The 19,995-nt window shown below is 74.5% G+C and carries 18 protein-coding genes and 1 pseudogene; 7 read left to right on the top strand and 12 right to left on the bottom strand.

Going from position 1 to position 19,995, the window contains the following annotated elements:
* Window positions 1–6: 6 nt before the first annotated feature.
* The 3 genes and pseudogenes from H1D33_RS14000 to H1D33_RS13990 form a co-directional block, all read right to left on the bottom strand.
* Window positions 7–645, bottom strand: a complete 639-nt coding sequence (locus tag H1D33_RS14000; protein ID WP_246411384.1) for an MFS transporter — start codon at window positions 643–645, stop codon at window positions 7–9.
* A 109-nt stretch (window positions 646–754) separates the two neighbouring features.
* A pseudogene (locus tag H1D33_RS13995) lies at window positions 755–1,228 on the bottom strand (MFS transporter); the annotation flags it as partial.
* Between the two features lie 111 nt (window positions 1,229–1,339).
* The gene (locus H1D33_RS13990; RefSeq protein ID WP_181567656.1) at window positions 1,340–2,125 is read right to left on the bottom strand and encodes an HAD family hydrolase; all 786 of its coding nucleotides are present in this window, start codon (window positions 2,123–2,125) and stop codon (window positions 1,340–1,342) included.
* A 61-nt stretch (window positions 2,126–2,186) separates the two neighbouring features.
* Here H1D33_RS13990 and H1D33_RS13985 point away from each other — a divergent pair, with 61 nt between their 5' ends.
* The gene (locus H1D33_RS13985) at window positions 2,187–2,702 is read left to right on the top strand and encodes a GNAT family N-acetyltransferase (protein WP_181567657.1); all 516 of its coding nucleotides are present in this window, start codon (window positions 2,187–2,189) and stop codon (window positions 2,700–2,702) included.
* Between the two features lie 59 nt (window positions 2,703–2,761).
* Here H1D33_RS13985 and H1D33_RS13980 read toward each other — a convergent pair whose 3' ends face one another.
* The 3 genes from H1D33_RS13980 to H1D33_RS13970 all read right to left on the bottom strand — a co-directional run bounded on the left by H1D33_RS13980 (window position 2,762) and on the right by H1D33_RS13970 (window position 6,888).
* The gene (locus H1D33_RS13980; protein ID WP_181567658.1) at window positions 2,762–3,619 is read right to left on the bottom strand and encodes a hypothetical protein; all 858 of its coding nucleotides are present in this window, start codon (window positions 3,617–3,619) and stop codon (window positions 2,762–2,764) included.
* Window positions 3,620–3,786: 167 nt separating this feature from the next.
* Window positions 3,787–4,107 carry a DMT family transporter gene (locus H1D33_RS13975; RefSeq protein ID WP_181567659.1) on the bottom strand — a complete coding sequence of 107 codons (321 nt, stop codon included), beginning with the start codon at window positions 4,105–4,107 and terminating at the stop codon, window positions 3,787–3,789.
* A gap of 171 nt (window positions 4,108–4,278) precedes the next feature.
* Complete coding sequence (locus H1D33_RS13970) at window positions 4,279–6,888, bottom strand: glycoside hydrolase family 9 protein (RefSeq protein WP_181567660.1); 2,610 nt, start codon at window positions 6,886–6,888, stop codon at window positions 4,279–4,281.
* A gap of 215 nt (window positions 6,889–7,103) precedes the next feature.
* Here H1D33_RS13970 and H1D33_RS13965 point away from each other — a divergent pair, with 215 nt between their 5' ends.
* Window positions 7,104–7,829 carry a PP2C family protein-serine/threonine phosphatase gene (locus H1D33_RS13965; protein WP_181567661.1) on the top strand — a complete coding sequence of 242 codons (726 nt, stop codon included), beginning with the start codon at window positions 7,104–7,106 and terminating at the stop codon, window positions 7,827–7,829.
* Between the two features lie 10 nt (window positions 7,830–7,839).
* On the opposite strand, the gene H1D33_RS13960 is transcribed toward H1D33_RS13965, so the two are convergent.
* A complete protein-coding gene (locus H1D33_RS13960; RefSeq protein WP_181567662.1) occupies window positions 7,840–10,443 on the bottom strand; it encodes an ATP-dependent RNA helicase in 2,604 nt (867 codons plus the stop codon).
* A gap of 255 nt (window positions 10,444–10,698) precedes the next feature.
* Window positions 10,699–11,523, bottom strand: a complete 825-nt coding sequence (locus H1D33_RS13955) for a SigB/SigF/SigG family RNA polymerase sigma factor (RefSeq protein WP_181567663.1) — start codon at window positions 11,521–11,523, stop codon at window positions 10,699–10,701.
* Between the two features lie 298 nt (window positions 11,524–11,821).
* Between H1D33_RS13955 and H1D33_RS13950 the strand changes: the two genes are divergently transcribed.
* Window positions 11,822–12,556: a hypothetical protein gene (locus tag H1D33_RS13950; protein WP_181567664.1), complete on the top strand. Its 735-nt coding sequence runs from the start codon at window positions 11,822–11,824 to the stop codon at window positions 12,554–12,556.
* Here H1D33_RS13950 and H1D33_RS13945 read toward each other — a convergent pair.
* Window positions 12,505–14,094 (bottom strand): phospholipase D family protein, encoded by a 1,590-nt coding sequence (locus tag H1D33_RS13945; protein WP_181567665.1) that lies wholly within the window; start codon window positions 14,092–14,094, stop codon window positions 12,505–12,507. The two genes, H1D33_RS13950 and H1D33_RS13945, sit on opposite strands and share 52 nt — an antisense overlap.
* 145 nt (window positions 14,095–14,239) lie before the next feature.
* On the opposite strand from H1D33_RS13945, the gene H1D33_RS13940 reads away from it, so the two are divergent.
* Window positions 14,240–14,368, top strand: coding sequence for a hypothetical protein (locus H1D33_RS13940; RefSeq protein ID WP_281370352.1), 129 nt, complete (start codon window positions 14,240–14,242; stop codon window positions 14,366–14,368).
* Between the two features lie 52 nt (window positions 14,369–14,420).
* Here H1D33_RS13940 and H1D33_RS13935 read toward each other — a convergent pair whose 3' ends face one another.
* Together H1D33_RS13935 and H1D33_RS13930 are read right to left on the bottom strand one after the other, a co-directional pair.
* Entirely contained in the window at window positions 14,421–15,407 is a 987-nt protein-coding gene (locus H1D33_RS13935) for a pirin family protein (protein WP_181567666.1), read from the bottom strand.
* Window positions 15,408–15,417: 10 nt separating this feature from the next.
* On the bottom strand, window positions 15,418–15,900 hold the full coding sequence (locus H1D33_RS13930) for a MarR family winged helix-turn-helix transcriptional regulator (RefSeq protein ID WP_181567667.1): 483 nt from the start codon (window positions 15,898–15,900) through the stop codon (window positions 15,418–15,420).
* Window positions 15,901–16,022: 122 nt separating this feature from the next.
* Here H1D33_RS13930 and H1D33_RS13925 point away from each other — a divergent pair, with 122 nt between their 5' ends.
* Complete coding sequence (locus tag H1D33_RS13925) at window positions 16,023–16,610, top strand: DUF1684 domain-containing protein (protein ID WP_181567668.1); 588 nt, start codon at window positions 16,023–16,025, stop codon at window positions 16,608–16,610.
* 71 nt (window positions 16,611–16,681) lie between these two features.
* Here H1D33_RS13925 and H1D33_RS13920 read toward each other — a convergent pair whose 3' ends face one another.
* Window positions 16,682–17,269, bottom strand: a complete 588-nt coding sequence (locus tag H1D33_RS13920; protein ID WP_181567669.1) for a general stress protein — start codon at window positions 17,267–17,269, stop codon at window positions 16,682–16,684.
* A gap of 111 nt (window positions 17,270–17,380) precedes the next feature.
* Between H1D33_RS13920 and H1D33_RS13915 the strand changes: the two genes are divergently transcribed.
* Together H1D33_RS13915 and H1D33_RS13910 are read left to right on the top strand one after the other, a co-directional pair.
* Entirely contained in the window at window positions 17,381–19,216 is a 1,836-nt protein-coding gene (locus tag H1D33_RS13915; RefSeq protein ID WP_181567670.1) for a glycoside hydrolase family 15 protein, read from the top strand.
* The gene (locus H1D33_RS13910) at window positions 19,213–19,992 is read left to right on the top strand and encodes an SDR family oxidoreductase (protein ID WP_181567671.1); all 780 of its coding nucleotides are present in this window, start codon (window positions 19,213–19,215) and stop codon (window positions 19,990–19,992) included. Before H1D33_RS13915 ends, H1D33_RS13910 begins: the two co-directional genes overlap by 4 nt.
* Window positions 19,993–19,995 lie beyond the last annotated feature (3 nt).

The raw sequence follows: 19,995 nt of genomic DNA, 5'->3' as shown, positions 1-19,995 counted from the left end.
ATCCTGCTATCCGGATGCGACGGGCTGCCCGGTGGCGTCCTGCTCCCCGGCGGGCGCCGGGCGGCTCGCCGCCGCGCCGGTCGGCGCCGGGCGGCTCGCCACCGCGCGGCGGGCCAGCGTCGGGGCGGCCAGCCCGACGACCGCGTACACCGCGCCGAGCACCAGCCAGCCGGCCACGCCCCCGCCCAGCACCAGCAGCGTGAGCAGGCCACGGCCGAGCGCCTGGGCCAGCCCGGCGAGCAACCCGTCCGCCCCCTGGTAGGCGCCGATCGCCCCGGGCGGGGCCAGGTCGTAGGCGAGGCCCGCCCCGGCCGACCCGTGCCACAGGTCGCCCACCGTCCACACCGCGGTCGCCACCAGCAGCAGCACCACCGCCGGGAGCACCGGCAACCCGGCGGTCACCGCGTACAGCGGGCTCGCGGCGGCCAGCACCAGCCCGGCCCGGCGCAGCTTGCCGGCGGCCGGGGCGGCGGTGTCCGCGCCCCGGCTCAGCCGCACCGCGAGCAGCACGGTGAGCACCGTGTTGACGAGCAGCACCGCCGACACCACCGGCGGCGGCGCGCCGGCCCGGCCCACCGTCCACAGCGGCACGACCAGCACCAGCACGGTGACGTGCGTGCCGAGCACCGCCGACGCGCCGCTCACCGCCAGGAACCGGCCGTCCCGCAACGGCCCGGCCCGCCGCGTCCCGCCGCCCGCGGGCCGGGGGGACGCCGCCGGGCGCCTGCGCCGGCAGCCGCAGCAGCAGCGCCGCCGAGACCAGGTAGGTGACCGCGTTGCCGACCACGAGCACCTGGTACGCCCGGTGGGTGTCCACCGCCAGCGCGAACCCGGCCAGGCCGGTGCCCACGCTGATGCCCAGGTTCGCCACCGCGCGCAGGGTGGCGAACGCGTGCACCCGACCGGTCGGGCCGCCGACCGCGGCCACCAACGCCGCCCGTACCGCCAGGTTGCCGGCGGCCAGCAGCGCCTCCGGCACCGCCACCACCAGGAACGTCGGGAGCGAGTCGACGAGCAGGTACGCCGCGGCGACGAGCGCCTGGCCCACCTGGAGGGCGGCGCGTAGCGTGCGCGGGTCCCACCGGTCGGCCAGCCCGCCCATCGGCACGCTGGCGGTCAGCCCGACCACGCCGGCGACGGTCAGCCCGGCGCCCACCGAGGCGGGGGAGAGTTCGACGTCCCGGGTCAGGTAGAGCGCGCCGCCGGCCAGCCACAGCCCGGTGCCCACGGTGTTGGCCAGGGTGGCGAACGCCAGGGTGCGCAGCGCCCCGGACGCCGGGACGACCCTCACCCGCGCCGGACCGGCACGACGTCCTCATCGACAGTCATCCTCCCGACGCTAGACGCAGCGCCTCCCCGCCGAGGCCCCCACCACCGCGACGCCGCTCACACCGACCCGCGTCCGTCCTCCCCGCCCGCGCCCGTCGATCTTGCAGTTGTGGTGCTTGACAAACCCGGCATTCAACGCGTGCCAGGCACCACAACTCCAAGATCGACGAGAATCGGTGGGGCGGAGGGGCGCGGTCAGGACCTGTGGGTGCGGGTGCGGGGTGGGGACCCGGACGGAGGGCATGCCGGCGGCCGTGGCGGCCTCGACGCCGAGGGTGGTGTCCTCGAAGACCAGGCAGTCGGCCGGGGCCACGCCGAGCCGTCGGGCGGCCAGCAGGTAACCCTCCGGATCGGGCTTGGGGCGGGCGCAGTCCTCGGCGCAGACCAGCGTGTCGAAACGGTCGAGCAGGCCGAGCGCGGTGAGCGAGGCGGTCACCGACTCCCGGGTGCTGCCGGAGACGACCGCGAACGGCAGTCGGCCGTGCGCGTGCTCGATGTGCGCCAGCACCTCCGGCACCGCGGTCACCCCGGGCAGCAGCTCCTGGAACAGGTCCTCCCGGCGGCGGGCCACCGCCTCGACCGGCATGGTCAGCCCGTGCCGCCGGTTGAGGTCCACGACGATGTCGGCGACCGGCCGGCCGCCCCAGGCGTAGAACAGGTCCTCCGGGAACTCGCAGCCCCACTCGCCCAGCGCCGCGCACCAGGCCCGGTGGTGCACCGGCATCGAGTCGACGATCGTGCCGTCGCAGTCGAACAGGTACGCGCGGAAGTCGCCGGCCGGCAGCGGGAGGGTCACCGGTGCAGGGTACGCCGAAATCCGCTCGCCCCGTCCGGCCCGCTCTGCCAGGGTCGGCGCCGTGGAGCACAGCAGCAGGATCGCCCGGCCCGACGAGCTGGCCGAGGTGCAGCGGATCGAGGTGGCCTCCGGCGCCCCGTTCCGGGAGATCGGCATGGCCCGGGTGGCCGACATGCCACCGCTGCCGCGGGAGGCGTTGGCCGCCGGGCAGCGCGCCGGCCGGTTGTGGGTGACGGTCGACCCGGCCGACCGCCCGATCGCGTTCGCACTCGTCGACCTCGTCGACGGGGCCGCGCACGTGCAGCAGCTCAGCGTCGACCCGGCGTACGCGCGGCGCGGCATCGGACGGAGACTGCTGGACGAGGTGGCGCGGTGGGCGGCCGGGGCGGGCCTGCCGGCGTTGACGCTGACCACGTTCCGGTCGGTGCCGTGGAACGGGCCGTACTACGCGCGCTGCGGCTTCCGCGAGCTGGCCGCGTCCGAGCTGACCCCGGGGCTGGTCGGGCTGCTCGCGGCCGAGGCGGCGCTCGGGCTCGACCCGGCCGACCGGATGGCGATGCGCCGGCCGGTCGGCTGAACGGTTGTGTCGAGGTTGGGCGTGTAGCGGTGAGGCCGCCGGCGGTCGCGGCGATCCGGTCAGCCGGGCGGCGGCAGGCGTTCGGTGGCGAGGCACGAGACGAGACAGCGTTCCTTGGCGTCGCCCAGCAGACGGGAGGTCCAGTCGGTGAAGCCGCCGTCGCCGACCTCGTCCTCGCCGTCGGCCAGGGTGAGCCGCAGCGCGGCTCCCCGGTAGTAGCCGTGCCCGTGTTGCCGCCGGGGCTCGTCGTGCAACGGGACCGGACCGGGGCCGAGCGCCGGGCGGACCGTGTCGGCGAGGCGTTCGGCGACCACCGGGTCGAGCGCCGTGACGTGCAGCCGGGGCGCGGCGGCCGGGGTCAGGTCGGCCAGGACCGTACGCCAAAAACGCAGGTGCCGGGTGAGCAGCCGGGCCTCGGTGCGCCCCGAACCGGTGTCCCGCGCGGTGGAGACCAGCGCACAGAGCCTGAAGTGCGCGGACCGGCCGGGGCCGAAGTCCTGCGCGCGAAGCACCCGGTGCACCGCGGCGAGATGCACCTCGTCGGCGTGCCGCCGGCGCGCGGCGGCCTCGACCGCCAGGGCGTTCGTCGGATCGCTGACCACCTCGGTGGCGCGCACGGTGGAGACGATCCGGTGCTGGCTCACCGGCGCGACGGCGACGCAGGTGCCGAGCGGCGCCACCGGCGACAACTCGACCCCCTGCACGTCGTCGGGCAGCAACGCCCAGATCCGTCCCTCCACCCGGGACAACGCGCGCGGGTCGGTGGTCGCCGGCCTGACGAACCGGTCCTCCCGCCAGCGTCGCAGCACCTGAGCCGGCCGGACGGTCGTGGCGCGGTCACGAGCCACGGTGAGCAGAAGCGTCCGCAGGTCGGCCGGGGTGAGTGCGGCGAGAGCCGCGCGGGTGCCGGCCGGCATCCCCGCCCATACTCGACCTTCCGCCTCCCCGGTCACGCGCTCACCCTCGCGTACGCGCCCGTCCGCGTCCACCGGTTTACGGTGACCGACACCAGTTCGGCGACGTGGCGGCATTCGAGTCGCCGTGATGCCACCACGTCGCCGAGCTCGAGTTGATCAGGCCGGAGTCAGTGGGCGCCGCCGAGGTTGAGCACCACCACGCCGGCGATGACCAGGCCCGCGCCGACCACCTTCGTCACGCTCAGCGGCTCACCCAGGAACGCCGCACCGACCACCATGATCGCGGCGGTGCCCAGCCCGGACCAGATCGCGTACGCCACGCCGACCGGGACGTCGCGGACCACGAGGGCGAGCAACCCGAACGCGGTCAGGTAACACGCCACCAGGCCGACCGTCGGCCAGAGCCGGGTGAACCCGTCGCTCGCCTTGAGCAGGCTGGTGCCGATCACCTCGGCCGTGATCGCGAGCGCCAGCAGCAGATACGCCATCTGCGGACCGTACCCGGGGTCCGGTCATTTGTGGGCGGGCTCGGCGGTCTCGCCGACCTCCGCCATTGCGATTCGCCTCGCCGCGCTGATCATGGAGTTGTGGCACCGGACGGAAGCCGCCGAAGCGACATCCTGGGCGCCACAACTCCATGATCGACGAAACGGTTGGCGTCAGGAGACCGTGCAGGCCTTTCCGTTCAGGGTGATCAGGGTGGGGTCGGGGTTGGGGGCGGTGGAGCCCGTGCCGTTCAGGCCGAACGTGGTGGACGCGCCCGGTGCCAGCTTGGCGTTCCACGGCAGGTTCTTCGCGGTCACCGTGGCGCCGGTCTGGCTGACCTGCGCCGACCACGCGTGCGTGACCTTCTGGTCGGTGGTGAAGGCCCACCGCAGGCTCCACCCGTTCACCGCCTTCGTGCCGGTGTTGCGCACCGTCACCTGGGTGGTGAAGCCGGTCGCCCAGCTCCCGTGGGTGGTGTACGTGACCGCGCAGGTGGGCGCCGGCACGGCCGCCGCGTCACCCTGGTCGGCCAGGAACGAGGCGAGCCAGGCCAGCGCCGAGTTCCAGTTGATCGCCACCTCGTTGGTCGCGTACGAGTTGATGTTGTCGACGTAGCAGAACATCGGCGCGCAGCCGGCCAGCAGGTTCGCCGCGTACGGGTCCTGGAGGGCGGCGTTCGGGCCACCGGCGAGCGAGCCGGCCGGCGGGTTCGGCAGCGCCGGGTCCAACTGGTTGCCGAAGATCCGGCTGTGCTGGTTGTGCGCGTTCTGCTCACCCCAGCCGGTCACGTACGACATGTTCAGCGCGTTGCGGCCGAACAGGTAGTCGGCGCTCTGCACCGCCCCGTCGCGGTACTTCGCGTCCCGGCTCAGGTCGAACGCGGTGGCCAGCACGATCGCGTTGTTCACCAGGTTGCTGTTGCTGCCCCAGACGTACGCGTCGGCGGTGCCCGGCATCGCCAGCCCGTACGCCTGGTCGGCGACCGTGGCCAGGTAGCGGTCCGCGGCGGCGGTGACCGAGGCGCGGATCCGGGTCTTCTCCGCCGCCGGCAGCGTGTTCGGCACGGTGGCCAGGTCGAGGCGGCCCAGCGCGGCCACGCTCTGCCAGCCGAACGCCCCGTTGGCGGTGAACACGTCGGCGGTGTGCAGCGGCGAGCCGGTGACGTCGGCCAGGTAGGCCTTGTCGCCGGTGGTCAGCCACAGCTCGACCGCCGCCCAGTAGAACTCGTCGGTGACGTTCGAGTCGTCGTACGCGCCGCCGCCGGTGCCGTCGCTGGCCGAGGCGTAGATCGCCGGGTGCGCCTTCGCCGCCGCGTACGCGGTCTTCGCGGCGGTGCCGCAGCGGGCCGCGTAGGCGGCGTCGTACGGGGCGAACAGCCGCGCGCACTGGGCGGCGACGGCGGCCAGGTTGAGCGTGGCGGCGGTGGACGGCGGGTGCAGCTCACGAAGCTGCGGGTCGTCCTGCGGGGCGAGCGGCAGGCCGGTCCAGTTCTGGTCGTGGATCTTGTGGTGGACCATCCCGGCCAGCGGCTTGCCGGCCGGCACCTGCATCCGCATCAGGAAGTCCAGCTCCCAGCGGGCCTCGTCGAGGACGTCCGGTACGGCGTTGCCGCGCTCGGGCACCCGCAGCGTGGCGTCGCCGAGGGCCGCGCCGCCGTCGGCGGTCTCCGCGGTCTTGGTCCGCTCGAACGTGTTCAGCAACTGATAGGTGGCGATGCCGCCGTTGACCACGTACTTGCCGTGGTCGCCGGCGTCGTACCAGCCGCCGCGCACGTCCAGCTTGTAGTCGCAGACGCCGGGCTGGCAGGGCACGTCGGTGTCACCCTTGTTGGGGGCGACGTCGAGGTGGCCGGCCGGGCGGGCGTACTCCTCGCCGATCAGGTCGCCGTCGATCGCGATGCCGCTGCGCTGGGCGTAGAAGAACTGCAGCGAGTCGGCGCGCAGCCGGTCGTAGAGCGTGCCGGAGATGTCGAACGGGTGGCTGGTCTCGCCGTCGACGGTCAGCGTGTAGCCGGTGCCCGGCGTGCGGTAGGCGGAGAAGTCGACGGTCTGCACGTTCTGCGCGGAGGCGTCGTCCACCCCGCGCGGCGTGGTCTCGCCGCTGGCCACCACCGCGCCGGCGGCCGACGTGAGCTGCCAGCGCAGCGCCCCGGTGGCGTCGGTGACCACGGTGGCGTGCTTGGGGCCGCCGGGCAGGTAGCCGACCTGGTTGACCCGGACCCGGGGCCCGGTGTCCGGCTCGTACGGCGGGGCGGCCTCGCCGCCGCGCAGCGACACGTTGTCGAGGCAGAACGTCTGCGCCTGGGCGCTGCCGCCGACCTGGAAGATGAGCTGGGCGCCCGCGTTGTCGGCCGGCGCGGTGAACGTGGTGCTGACGTGCTTGGCGGTGCCGGTCGCGGTGGCGTCGACGCTCGCGTACGTCGTGTAGGGGGCGCTGCCGAGCTGGAGCACGGCCTTGAGGGCCGCGCCGGGGGTGGCGGAGACGTCGAAGGACAGCTCGTACTCGGCGCCGGAGATCAGCGGCACCGCGTCCTGGCCGATGCCGGCGTCCCACGGGTTCGCCGTGCCGGCGGCGACCGTGGTGCAGAGCCGGCCGTCGGTGACCGCCAGCTCGCCGGTGCCGTAGGAGAACCAGGGGGAGACGCCGGCGCTGAAGTCGCCGTTGCGTAGTTGTTCGGGGGCGTCCGGGGGTACTTCGGCAAGGGCCGGACCGGCGGTGGCGCCGGTGAGGGCCAGCGCGGCGGCCGCGGTGAGCGCGACCAGCCGACGACGGGATCGGGTCACGGAGGTTCCTTCCGTGCTCGGGGGTGGTGGGAGAGAGCACGGGAGCTGGGAGCGCTCCCAATATCAGGCCGATGTTTCCACCGCGTTCCGCCCCTGTCAATCGATCCGGTCCGATGGCGATCGTGCGCCCGTGCGCAGTGAGATTCACCGCGCCACGTACGATGGTGGTGATCTCCTAGAGACAACCGAGTCCCCGACCTGGCAGGCTGCGTCCCATGACCCTGAAGCTTCGTTCCGTCGGAGCGAGCGACCGTGGGCTGATCCGCAGCGGCAACCAGGACGCCCAGCACGCGGGCCCCTGGCTGGTCGCGGTCGCCGACGGCATGGGCGGCATGGCGGCCGGCGACCTGGCCAGCCGCATCGCGATCGACGCGATCGCCCCGCTGGACGTGGAGACGCCGGAGGACGCGCTGGTCGCCGCGCTGCAGGGCGCCATCGAGCAGGCCACCGTGGGCATCCGCCGGGCGGTCGAGGAGGACCCGGAACGCCAGGGCATGGGCACCACGCTGACCGCGCTGCTGTTCGCCCGCACCGGGAGCTGCCTGGCGCTGGCCCACGTCGGCGACTCCCGGGCCTACCTGTTCCGCGACGGCGTGCTCAAGCAGGTCACCCGCGACGACACGTTCGTGCAGATGCTCGTCGACCAGGGCCTGATCACCCCCGACCAGGCCAGCAGCCACCCCCGCCGCGCGGTGGTCACCCAGGCGTTGCAGGGCGACCAGGTCTCCCCGGCGTACGCGACCATGGTGCCCCGCCCCGGCGACCGCTGGCTGCTGTGCAGCGACGGCCTCTCCAACGTGGTCCGCGCCGACACCCTCACCGAGGTGCTCGGCGAGCGCCTGGAGCGCGACGCCTGCGCGGCCCGGCTCATCGACCTCGCGCTGCGGGCCGGCGGGCCGGACAACATCACCGTGGTCATCGCCGACGTCGTCGAGGAGTGAGCCGGGCGGCTCAGCGCCGGCGCGGGCTGGCCCGGCGGGTCGGCTCGGCCGTGGTCGGGTCCTCCGGCCACGGGTGACGCGGGTAGCGTCCGCGCAACTCGGCCCGCACCTGCGGATAGCCACCGCGCCAGAACGAGGCCAGGTCGGCGGTGACCGCCACCGGCCGACCGGCCGGCGAGAGCAGGTGCAGCAGCACCGGCACCCGGCCGTCGGCGATCCTCGGCGCGTCCCGCCAGCCGAACGTCTCCTGAAGCTTCACCGCGAGCACCGGGGCCGCCGGGTCGGCGTAGTCCACCCGCACCCGCGACCCGCTCGGCACCGGCAGCCGTTCCGGCGCCAGCTCGTCCAGCCGCGCCGCCTGCCGCCAGTCGAGCAGCCGGCGCAACGCCGAGGCCACGTCCACCCGGCCCAGGTCGGCCCGCCGCCGGGCCCGCGCCAGCTCCGGACCCAGCCAGACCGGCGCGGAGTCCAGCAGCGCGGCGTCGGACACGTCCGGCCAGTCGTCGCCGAGCGCCTGCCGGCAGAAGGCCAGCCGGCGGCGCAGCCCGATCGCCTCCGGCGTCCACCGCAGCAGCCCGGTGCCCTCCTGCCGCAGCCCGTCCCGCACCGCGGCGGCGACCAGCCCCGGCTCCGGCGCGGACAACGGCCGGTCGACCAGCGTGACGGCGCCGAGCCGAACCACCTCCCGCGCCACCACGTCCCCGCCGGACCAGGCGACCTCCCGAACGGTACGCAGCAGCGCCGACCCGGCCTCGCGGGCGGTGGGCTCGTCGACCGGCGCGGCCAGCCGCACCCGCGCGGCCGGCGCGCCGGGGGAGCGGTCGGCCACCGCGACCGCCAGCCACGTCGACCCGGCCAGCCCCGACCCGGCCGCCAGCTCCGCCTCGGTCCCGCCCGCCATCAGGTACGCGGACCCGCCGGCCCGCCGCACCCGGGCCAGCCGTTCCGGGTACGCCAACCCGGCCAACAACCCCGCGGACAGATCGTCGGGCAGCCGCTCCCTCCGGGCGTCCTCCGGTCGGCTGGTCGCCGGCAGGGCCGCGCGCATGCGGCGTACCTCGTTCCGCCAGCGGGCGGTGGCCGCCGGGTCGACGGCGGCCCGCAGCCGGCGCCAGCGGGCCGGAAGGTCGTCCCCGGCGCCGCCCAGCGTCTCCTCGGCGAGCATCGCCACCACCTCGGCCGCCCGGTCGGCCCCGACCCGCGGCGCGCCGTCGAGCAGCGCCCGGGCCAGCCGGGGATGGGCGCCCACCGCCGCCATCGCCCGTCCCCGCGCGGTGATCCGACCGTCGACGTCGACCGCGCCGAGCGTGGCCAGCGTCTCCCGGGCGACGGTCAACGCGGCCGGCGGCGGCGGGTCGGGCAGGGCCAGGCCGGTGCCGTCGGGCGCGCCCCAGGCGGCCAGCTCCAGCGCGAACCCGGTCAGGTCGGCGGTGGCGATCTCCGGCTCCGGCTGCGGGGCCAGCCGGGCGTGCGTCGCCTCCGACCAGCAGCGGTAGACCGCGCCCGGCGCCTCCCGCCCGGCCCGCCCGGCCCGCTGGGTGGCCGCCGCCCGCGACACCGGCACGGTGACCAGGGCGCCCAGCCCTCGGGCCAGGTCGGTACGCGGCACCCGGCTCAGCCCGGCGTCCACCACGACCCGCACCCCGGGCACGGTCAGGCTGCTCTCCGCGACCGCCGTGGCCAGCACCACCCGCCGCCGTTCGGCTGCTCTCCCGCCGTTCCCGCCGGCGGCTCCGGTGGCGGTGCTGGCGGCGTCCGTCCCGGCGTCGTCGGCGGCCGGTGCGCGGGGTGGGGCCAGCGCCGCGTCCTGGGCGGCCGGGGAGAGCCGGCCGTGCAGCGGCAGCACGTCGACCGTGTCACGCAGGTCCGCCAGCCGCCCCGCCACGGCCGCGATCTCGCCCGCGCCGGGCAGGAAGACGAGCACGTCGCCGGCGCGTTCGCGCAGTGCCCGGCGGACCGTCGCGGCCACGTGGTCCAGCAGCGCCGGGTGCACCCGGCCCGCGCCCGGCGGGACGACCGGTCGCGGCGGCGGCGCCCAGATCCGCTCGACCGGGTGCAGGGCGGCCTCGGCCCGGACGACCGGCGCGGCCTCGTCGCCGCCGAGCAGCGCGGCGAACCGGTCCGCCTGCGGGGTCGCCGACATCGCCAGCAGCCACAGGTCCGGGCGCAGCGTGGCCCGGGCCTCCACGCTGAACGCCAGCGCCAGATCGGCGTCGAGCTGCCGCTCGTGGCACTCGTCCAGCAGCACGGCGGCCACGCCGGGCAGCTCCGGGTCGTGGTGCAGCCGGCGGACCAGCAGGCCGGTGGTGACCACCTCGATCCGGGTGCGCGGCCCGGCGCGCCGCTCGCCGCGTACCGCGTAGCCGACCCGTTCGCCGACCCGCTCCCCGAGCAGGGCGGCCATCCGGTGCGCGGCGGCGCGGGCGGCCACCCGTCGGGGCTGGGCGATCACCACCCGCCCGTCGACCGCGTCGGCGACGGCGAACGGGGCGGTGGTGGTCTTGCCGGTGCCCGGCGGCGCCACCAGGACACCGGTGCCCCGCTTGCGGAGCGCGGCGACCAGGGTGGGCAGCACCGGCCGGACCGGCAGGTCGAGGAACACGTCGGCGAGCACGCCCCCACTCTCGCACCCGCCCCGGAGGAAGGCGGGGGCCCCGCTTAACGCATTCGGTAGAGGAAGGGCCCCCTTTTAACGCTGCCCACCGGCGGCGCTGCCGAACGCCCGCGACTCCCGGTTGGGTGAGCGGCGCGCCGGAAGCGGGGTGTTAAGCGGGGCCCCCGCCTCTACCGAATGCGTTAAGCGGGGGCCCCTCCTTGCACGCGGCGGCCCGGGCGGCGCGTCGCCGACCGGGCCGTTGCGTGTGTGTGCTCAGTAGGTGCCGGCGAGCTGGCCGCGCAGCTTGGTCAGCGCCCGGGCCAGCAGCCGGGACACGTGCATCTGCGAGACGCCGATCTGCTCGGCGATCTGCGACTGGGTCAGGTTGCCGTAGAAGCGCAGCGTGAGGATCTTCTGCTCGCGCGGGTCGAGGGTGGCCAGCGCCGGGCCGAGGGCGACCCGCATCTCGGCCAGCTCGAACTCGCCGTCCTCGCCGCCGAGCAGGTCGCCCAGCTCGGTGGCGCGCTCGCCGTCACCGGTAGGGGTGGACAGCGACACCGCGTTGTAGGCGCGGGCGCCCTCCAGGCCCTCGAGCACCTCTTCCTCGGTGACCTTGAGGTGGGCGGCGATGTCGGCGACCGTCGGCGAGCGGCCGAGGGTCTGGAGCAGCGTGCTGTTGGCGTCGGAGATCGCCAGCCGCAGCTCCTGGAGCCGGCGCGGCACCCGGATGTCCCAGGTGCGGTCGCGGAAGTGCCGCTTGAGCTCGCCGATGATGGTCGGGATGGCGTAGCCGGCGAAGTCGACGCCGCGGGACGGGTCGAACTTGTCGATCGCCTTGATCAGGCCGATCGCGGCGGTCTGCGCCAGGTCGTCGTTGGGCTCGCCCCGGCCGCTGTAGCGGTGGGCGAGGTGGTTGGCCAGCGGCAGCCACGCCTCGATGGCGCGGTCGCGCAGGGCCGCCCGCGAGGGGTGGTTCGCGGGCAGCGCCGCCATCGTGTCGAGCAGGTTGGCGGCGCTGTCGGTGAGCGAGCGGGGGTCGAGCTTCGCGGAGCCGGCCGGCCTTGTCGTCGCCGGGGCGCTCATCGTGTGGGCGGTCATGGTGGTCCTCCCTGCACCTCGTCCGCGGAGAAAAAAGAAGAGACGCTTTGGTTTAGGTTTAACTGGTCCGTTCGGGAGCAACCGTAACCTGATCGGTCGACAAAAATCCAGCCGAAAGTACGATGTACTTAAGGTGCGTCGGGGTAGGAAGTGCCCGGATGGGGGCATAGTCGGCGCAGATGGTCCACCGATCGGTCAAGGGAGAACCCGACAGGCGGCGCACACTGTCGCCTTTCTGTCGTTGTCCCGCCAACGGGACCGCCCGTAGCGTCCGTATGGACACGTCTACGGAGGCACCGTGCTGGATCCCGCCGCGCCGCAACTCGTCATCAACGCCCGGACGCTGCTGTTCAGTTGGCTCCCGGCGGACCCCGGCGCGGCCGAGGCGCTCGTCCCGGCCGGGCTCCGCCCGGACCCCGAGCGACAGGTCTTCTGCTGCCAGTACGTCGTCGACGACGAGACGCAGACCTCCGGCTTCGGCGCCTACTCGCTCACCTACCTCGGTGTCTCACTGGCGGACATGGCGCCGCCGGACGGCGAGACCCCGGGCGGCTGGTGGACGCACTACCTGGCGTCCAGCACCCGGGTGAGGCACTACGCCGCCGCGCGCGGCGCCCCGGCCGCCGAGGGCGTGACCCAGATCGAGCTGCGGGGCGGCCGGCTCACCGCCGAGACCTGGGCCGACGGCCGACCGCTGATCCGGGTCACCGCCCGCGCCGGGCACACCGGCACCGCCGCGCACAGCGGCCACCACCGCTACCTCACCCGCCACGACGGCGAGCTGATCGTCACCGACTATCCGTACGTGGCCGAGCCGGTCTCCCCGTTCGAGGTGGAGTCGGTGGAGTTCCTGGCGCCCGAGCACCCGGTCTACGCGCTGCGCCCGGCCAACCCGCTGCACGTCTGCTGGGGCTTCTACTCGCCGCGGGTCTCCTTCGCGTACCCGGCCCGGCCGAACCCGCTGGACGAGCCGGTGCCGGTTCACCAGGTGCCGGCGCGCCGGGCCCGCAGCGGCCTGCCGTCCGGGTCGTAGACCAGCCGGTACGCCGGCAGCGCCCAGACCCGCGTACGCCAGGGCAGTCGCTCCGGCCGGTGCGGCCGCAACCGGCCCGGCGGGCGGGGACCGACCCGGCCGCCGGCGTGCCAGCGGTCGAGTTCCTCCGCCGCCGCGTCGATCGCCGCCACCGCGTCCGCCGGGTCCAGCAGGTCGTCGTCCTGCGTGCCGTCCGGGTCGCGGTCCAGGTGCTCGCGCCACAGGCGCAGCCGCAGGTCCCGGGCGAAGGTCCGGGCGCCGTCGCCCAGCCCGGCCGGGTCGGTGGGCGCCCGCTCGTCGCGGGTGTCGTCGAGAACGGCGCAGGACAGCTCGCTGTCGTGGGTCCAGGAGCGGCGGTTGAAGTTGTCGCTGCCCACGCTGGCCCAGACGTCGTCCACCACGCAGGCCTTGGCGTGCACGTAGACCGGGGTGCCCTCGTGGTTCTCCACGTCGAACACGTGCACCCGCTCGGGGGCGGCCCGGCGGCAGAGCGAGAGCGCCTGCTCGCGGCCCACCATGTTCGGCGGCAGCGCCAGCCGCCCGTCCACGTCGGGATGCCGGGGCACCACGGCCACCAGGTGCAGCTCCGGGTGCTCGCGCAGCGCCTGGGCGAACAGCTCGGCCACCTCGGTGGACCAGAGGTACTGGTCCTCCAGGTAGATCAGCCGCCGGGCCCGGCGTACCGCCTTGGTGTAGCCGCGGGCCACGGTGCGCTCGCCGTCCGGGGCGAAGGAGTAGCGCGGGCGGACCGCCGGATAGGTGCGCAGCACCTGCACGTGGTGCGGGCCGAGCGGCGGCGGGTCGGCCGGCTGCTCGGGCAGCGGGTCCGGGGTGAGGTCCGAACCGCGCAGCCGGTCCCGCAGGTAGGCCAGCGGGTTCTCCGAGTCCAGCGGCATCGGGTCGGTCCACCGCTCGCGGAACGTGGTGTCGAGCGCGCCGACCACCGGCCCGCGCAGCGCGAGTTGCAGGTCGTGCCAGGGCGGGGTCGGGCCGTACCGGGGGGACATGCCCACCGGCTGCGGGTCGCCGGCGTGGGTCGCGTCGTCGCGGCGGCTGTGGCACAGGTCGATGCCGCCGGCGAACGCGACGTCGCGGCTCGGGTCGTCGGGGTGGCGCAGCACCACCAGCTTCTGGTGGTGCGAGCCGCCGCGGCGGACGCGCTGGTCGAGCAGCACCTCGCCGCCGGCCGCGTTCACGGTCTCGCTGAGGTCGCGGTTCTCCGCCTCGCTGTAGGACAGCGTGTCGAGGTGGGAACGCCAGAGCAGGCCCTTGACGATCACCCCGCGCTGGGCGGCCTGGGCGAACAACTGGGCCACGGTCGGGCCGTCCGGGCGCATCCGTTCGTCCGGGTCGCCCCGCCAGTCGGTGAAGAACAGGTGGTCGCCCTCGCGCAGCGCCTCCACCTCGCTGACCAGCCGGTCAAAGTACGCGGCACCGTGAATGAGCGGCTCGACGAGGTTTCCATCGGTCCAGACGGGTAACTCAGACCCTGGGTTGGCGCGTTCCTGTGCGGTGAGGAACCAGTCCCGCAGGGTCACGTTCCAGCCTCCCGAGGTCGACGACGTCCTCAACACGGTAGGACCCCCGGCAGGGCCCCGCACCACGACGCAGCAGGTCGGCGGCGGTGGTACGCGCCTGGGGTACCCCGGACCCCTGGATCGCGAAACTCAAGGAGGCACCGACATGCCCGCCGAGACGACGAACGCCGTGACCGACGACCGCGACCGGGCGGTGGAGGGGGAGCGGGGTGCGCTGGTGGCGGTCCTGTTGATGGTGATCCTCGGGGTGGCCGGGATCTTCGCCGTCTCCTGAGGCACCGCCCGGGCGCCCCGGTGGACCGGAGCGCCCGAACGTGCTCAGCAGGTCAGGGGCGGTCGCCCTGGCCGTCGCTGTGCGGCAGCCGTCCGCTCGGGATCACCCCGAGCCGGCCGGCCTGGAAGTCCTCGACCGCCTGGATCAGCTCGGCCCGGGTGTTCATCACGAACGGGCCGTAGTGCGCCACCGGCTCCCGGATGGGCAGGCCGCCCATGAGGTAGAGCTCCAGCGTCGGGGTGTGGCCGTCCTGCGACCGGTCGGCGGTGATCCGCAGCGCGTCACCGGGCCCGTGCACGGCGAGCTGACCCAGGTGGATCGGCTGCCGGTCGGTGCCCACCGTGCCGCGACCGGCCAGCACGTAGACCAGCGCGTTGAAGTCCGGCCGCCAGGGCAGGCTCAGCTCCGCCCCGGGCTGGAGCGTCACGTGCGCGATGGTGATCGGGGTGTGGGTCGAGCCCGGCCCCCGGTGCCCGGCGACCTCGCCGGCGATCACCCGGATCAGGCCGCCGCCGTCCGGCGTGGTCAGCAGTGCCGACTCCCGACCGCGGATGTCCTGGTAGCGCGGGGCGCTCATCTTGGCCACCCGGGGCAGGTTGACCCAGAGCTGCAGGCCGTGGAACAGGCCGCCGCTCGTCACCAGGTGCTCCGGCGGCGCCTCGATGTGGAGCAGGCCGCTGCCGGCCGTCATCCACTGCGTGTCGCCGTCGGTGATGGTGCCGCCGCCTCCGGTGGAGTCCTGGTGGTCCATGATGCCGTCGATCATGTAGGTCACCGTCTCGAAGCCCCGGTGCGGGTGCCACGAGGTGCCCTTCGGCTCGCCCGGCGCGTAGTCCACCTCGCCCATCTGGTCGAGGTGGATGAACGGGTCGAGATCGGTCATCGAGACCCCGGCGAAGGCCCGCCGGACCGGGAAGCCCTCGCCCTCGTAGCCGCTCGGCGCGGTGGTGACCCGGCGGACCGGGCGGTAGCTGGTGGTCTCGTCGAGCTTCGGCAGGCGGGGCAGGACGAGGACGTCGTCGACGGTGATCGCGGGCATCGCGGTCTCCTTACTTGTCGGTCGGGGTGGACGACGCGACGCGGTCGGCGCGTAGGCGCCGGCCGAGCCGCTCGAAGACCCGGGTGAGGCAGGCGACCTCGGCGTCGTCGAGATCGTCGATCAGGTGGGTGCGCACGGAGCGCCTGTGGTGCGGCGCGGCCTCGCGCAGGGTCAGCAGGCCGGCCGCGGTGAGCACGGCCTCGCTGCCGCGCCGGTCGGCCGGGCAGGACTCCTTGGCCACCAGGCCGCGCTTCTGCATCGTGGTGATCTGGTAGGTCAGCCGGCTCGGCGAGAACACCAGCCGGTCGGCCAGCTCACCCATCCGCAGCCGCTGCCCGGGCGCCTCGGAGAGCAGCACCAGCACGTGGTAGTCGGCGAAGCTCAGCTCGCTGTCGGCGCGCAGGTCGTCCTCCAGTTGGGTGAACAGCCGCTGGCTCGACTCGATGTAGGCGCGCCAGCAAGCCGTCCGCTCCGCGTCCAGGCTCTCCGTCATGCCGCAACAGTAGCACTATTTAAAATTTAAACAACCTCTGTGAGCGTGGCCCGGCTCACGCCGACGAGCCCGGGCGACGGGTCGATCGAAATTTGAACCGACCGGCCGGTTAGGGTCGGGGGATGGAGGATCTCGACGTGCTGGACTGGCGGGAGCGGGTGGCCGCGCTCTACCTGTCCGACCTCGACCTGGGTGGGTTCCGCCAGGCGCGGGACGCGCTGTTCGGCAGCCACCCGAGCAGCCCGGTGCCGGCCGACGAGCGGGCCGACTTCACCGGGCTGCGCTGGTACCCGCCCGACCCGGCGGCCGTGGTCGAGGCGCCGCTGCGGCCCGCCACGGGTGAGCTGAGCATCGACACCGGTGGCCCGGACGGGGTGGTCGACTACCGCCGGGTGGCGGTCGCCGAGACGCCCTGGGGGCCGCTCACCCTCTGGTGGATCGACGCGTACGGCGGCGGGCTGTTCGTGCCGGTGCGCGACGCGAGCTGCGGCGACGGGTCGTACGGCGGAGGGCGCTACCTCACCGACACGGTCAAGGGCACGTTCGGGCGGGGCCTGACGGTGCTGCCCGGCGACCGGGTCCGGCTGGACGCCAACTACCTCTACAACCCCAGTTGCGCCTACGACGACCGGTGGGCCTGCCCGCTCGCCCCGCCGGAGAACCGCGTCGACGTGCCGCTGCGCGCCGGCGAGCAGGCCTGGCACGACTGATCCGGGCGCACGACCGACGCGTGCGGGAGGGCCCCCGGCGGGGACCCTCCCTCGTGTCGGCGCGGGCCGCCTCAGCGGGCGGTGGCGCCGGTCGGCGTCAGGTGCATCCGGCCGAGCATCTGCCGGGCCTGTTCCGCCAGCTCCGCGTCCACGGTGACCGCGTACTGGCTGGCCCGCAGCGAACTGGCCGAGGTGAAGTCGCGCTGCCCGCCGCTCATGGCGTGCGCGACCGCGCCGAACACGGCGCCCCAGATCGCGCCGATCACCAGGCCGACCAGGATCACCGCCAGCCAGTTGCCCGCGGTGAAGATCCCGAAGAGCAACCCGATGAACAGGCCGAACCACGCGCCGGTGCCGGCGCCCAGCAGGGCCGCCCGGCCGGTCGTCAACCGGCCCATCACCGTCTCCACCAACGTCAGGTTGGTGCCGACGATCGAGGTCCGTTCCACCGGGAACCGGTTGTCGGCCAGATAGTCCACCACGCGCTGGGCGGACGGATAGTCCGGATACGAGCCGATCGTGACGGTCGGCGGGCCGGCCTGCGGCCCGTGCCCGTCCCCGCTCGGCGGCATCGGGCGACCGCCCGGGCCGGACGGGAGGTTGTCGCTGCCCGGCATTCCGGGACGCCAGGCCGCGGTCGGAGTCGAGGGTCTGGTCATGAGCATCCTCCTTCGTCAACCCGCCGCGTTCCCGTCGTCGGCGAGGGGTAACGCGGCGACCGGCGGCGATCCGGCCAGGCATGGCGGCGCCGCCTCCGGGTAGCCACCACCGTGCGCAGCGGACGGATCAGTGAGCACGGCTTCCTCGCCGACGGGCGCAGCGCCGCCCTGGTGGACACCGCCGGCGCGGTGAACTGGTGGTGCCCCGCCCGGTTCGACGGGCCGTCGGTCTTCGGGCGGCTGCTCGACGACGACGCCGGGCACTGGGCGATCCACCCCGACGGCGAGTTCACCAGCACCCGGTCCTACCTGGACGACACGCTGGTGCTGCGTACCGTCTTCAGCACCGCGACCGGGACGGTGGCCGTCACCGACGCGCTCGCGCTGGAGCCCGGCGCGCGCGGCCACGACATCGGCCTGCGCTCGCCCCGGGCGCTCGTCCGGGTGGTCGAGGGCCTCGACGGCGAGGTGCCGATGCGGGTCGACTACGCGCCCCGGTTCGAGTACGGGCGGGTCGGCGCCTACCTCACCGGGCACGACGGCGTGGTCGCCGCCACCGCCGGCGCGTGCCGGCTGGAGCTGCGCAGCGACGTGCCGCTGACGTTCGCCGACGGCGCCGCCACGGGGCGGTTCACCGCCCGCGCCGGCGACGCCCACCACTTCACCCTCGGGTACGCCCCGACGTACGCCGGTGACACGCCGGTGCTGCCCGACGCCGCCGAGGCGGTGGCCGGGGCGGTCGCCGGTTGGCGTTCCTGGGTGGACCTGCACGAGTACCGGGGCGAGTACCGGGACCTGGTACGGCGCAGCGCGCTGGTGGTGCAGGGGATGACGTACGGGCCGAGCGGCGCGGTCGTCGCGGCGGCCACCACCGCGCTGCCGGAGCGGCTCGGCGGGGACCGCAACTACGACTACCGGTTCGTCTGGCTGCGCGACTTCAGCCTGACCCTGCAGGCGCTCTGGCGGGCCGCCTGCCCGGACGAGGCGGACCGGCAGTTCACCTGGGTGGCCCGGGCGATGGGCCGGCTCGGCGACGCCCCCGCGCCGATCATGTACGGCGTCGAGGGGGAGCGGGACCTGACCGAGCACGACCTCGACCACCTCGCCGGGTACGCCGGCAGCCGGCCGGTGCTGGTCGGCAACGACGCCTGGCGGCAGCGGCAGAACGACGTGCTGGGCGAGGTGCTCGACGCCGCCTGGCTGATGCGGCACTACCTCGACCCGATGTCGCCCGACGTGCGTCACCTGCTGAGCACGCTCGCCGACCAGGCGATGCGCGACTGGCGCAAGCCGGACTCCGGGATGTGGGAGGCGCGCGACGCCGAGCGGCACTACGTGTCGTCGAAGGTGCAGTGCTGGACCGCGCTGGACCGGGCGGTGCGCTTCGGGCCGCGGATCGGCGAGCCGGCCGACGTGGCCCGCTGGGCGGCCGCCCGGGACGAGATCCGCGCGGCGGTGCTCAGCCGGGGCTGGAACGAGCGCGTCGGCGCGTACACCGGGGCGTTCGACTCCGACGACCTGGACGCCTCGGTGCTGGCCATGCCGCTGGTCGGCTTCCTGCCCGCCGACGACCCGCGGATGCGCGCCACCATGGACGTGGTCGAACGGCGGCTGTCCCACGACGGACTGCTGCGCCGCTGGGACGGCGACCCGGCCGGCTTCGTGATCTGCTCGTTCTGGCTGGCCGGCTGCCTGGCCGAGGCGGGCGAGCTGGACCGGGCCCGGCGACTGTTCGAGCAGCTCGCCAGCCGCACCAACGACCTGGGCCTCTACGCCGAGCAGATCGACCAGGTCACCGGCGAGCAGCTCGGCAACTTCCCGCAGGCGTTCTCGCACATCGGCCTGATCAACGCCGCCGGCCGGATCACCGACGCGGCGGCGCGGTTCGACCACGACCGACCGGCCGTGCCCGTGGGGGCGGCCCGCACGGAGGGAGTGACCGGATGACCGGACGACTGGCGGGCAAGACCGCCCTGATCACCGGCTCGGACTCGGGCATCGGCCAGGCCACCGCGATCGAGTTCGGCCGGGAGGGCGCCGACGTGGTGGTGCACTACCTGCACGACCACGCCGGGGCGAACCACACCCGAGCCGAGATCGAGTCGGCCGGCTCGCGGGCCGTGGTGGTGCAGGGCGACATCAGCGTCGAGCACCAGGTGGAGGCGATGTTCGACGAGGCCCTCGCCGAGTTCGACCGGCTCGACGTGCTGATGAACGACGCCGGCGTGGACGCCTCCGGCATCCCGGTGGCGGACCTGGACACCGAGACCTGGGACCGGTGCGTCCGGACCAACCTGTACGGCATGTTCTTCTGCTGCCGGCGGTTCGTCCGGCACCGCCGCGACGTGGGCGGCGGCGGCAAGATCGTCAACATCACGTCGATCCACCAGGAGGTGGCCCGGGCCGGCGGCGCCGACTACGACTCCAGCAAGGGCGGCATGCTGGAGCTGGCCAAGAGCCTGGCCCTGGAGGTCGCCCCGATGCGGATGAACGTGAACAACATCGGGCCCGGCATGGTGCTCACGCCGTTCAACCAGGAGGCGATCGACAACCCGGACTACCTGCACGAGCAGGTGCAGAGCATCCCGTGGAAGCGGGCCGCGGAACCGGCCGAGATCGCCAAGCTGGCCGTCTTCCTGGCCAGCGACGACGCCGACTACGTCACCGGGTCGACGTACTTCATGGACGGCGGCCTGATGCAGAACCAGGGCCAGGGCGCCTGAGCG

It is taken from the genome of Micromonospora ferruginea, assembly GCF_013694245.2.
Lineage (GTDB): Bacteria > Actinomycetota > Actinomycetes > Mycobacteriales > Micromonosporaceae > Micromonospora > Micromonospora robiginosa.
This window is presented reverse-complemented; position numbering and strand designations above follow the sequence as displayed.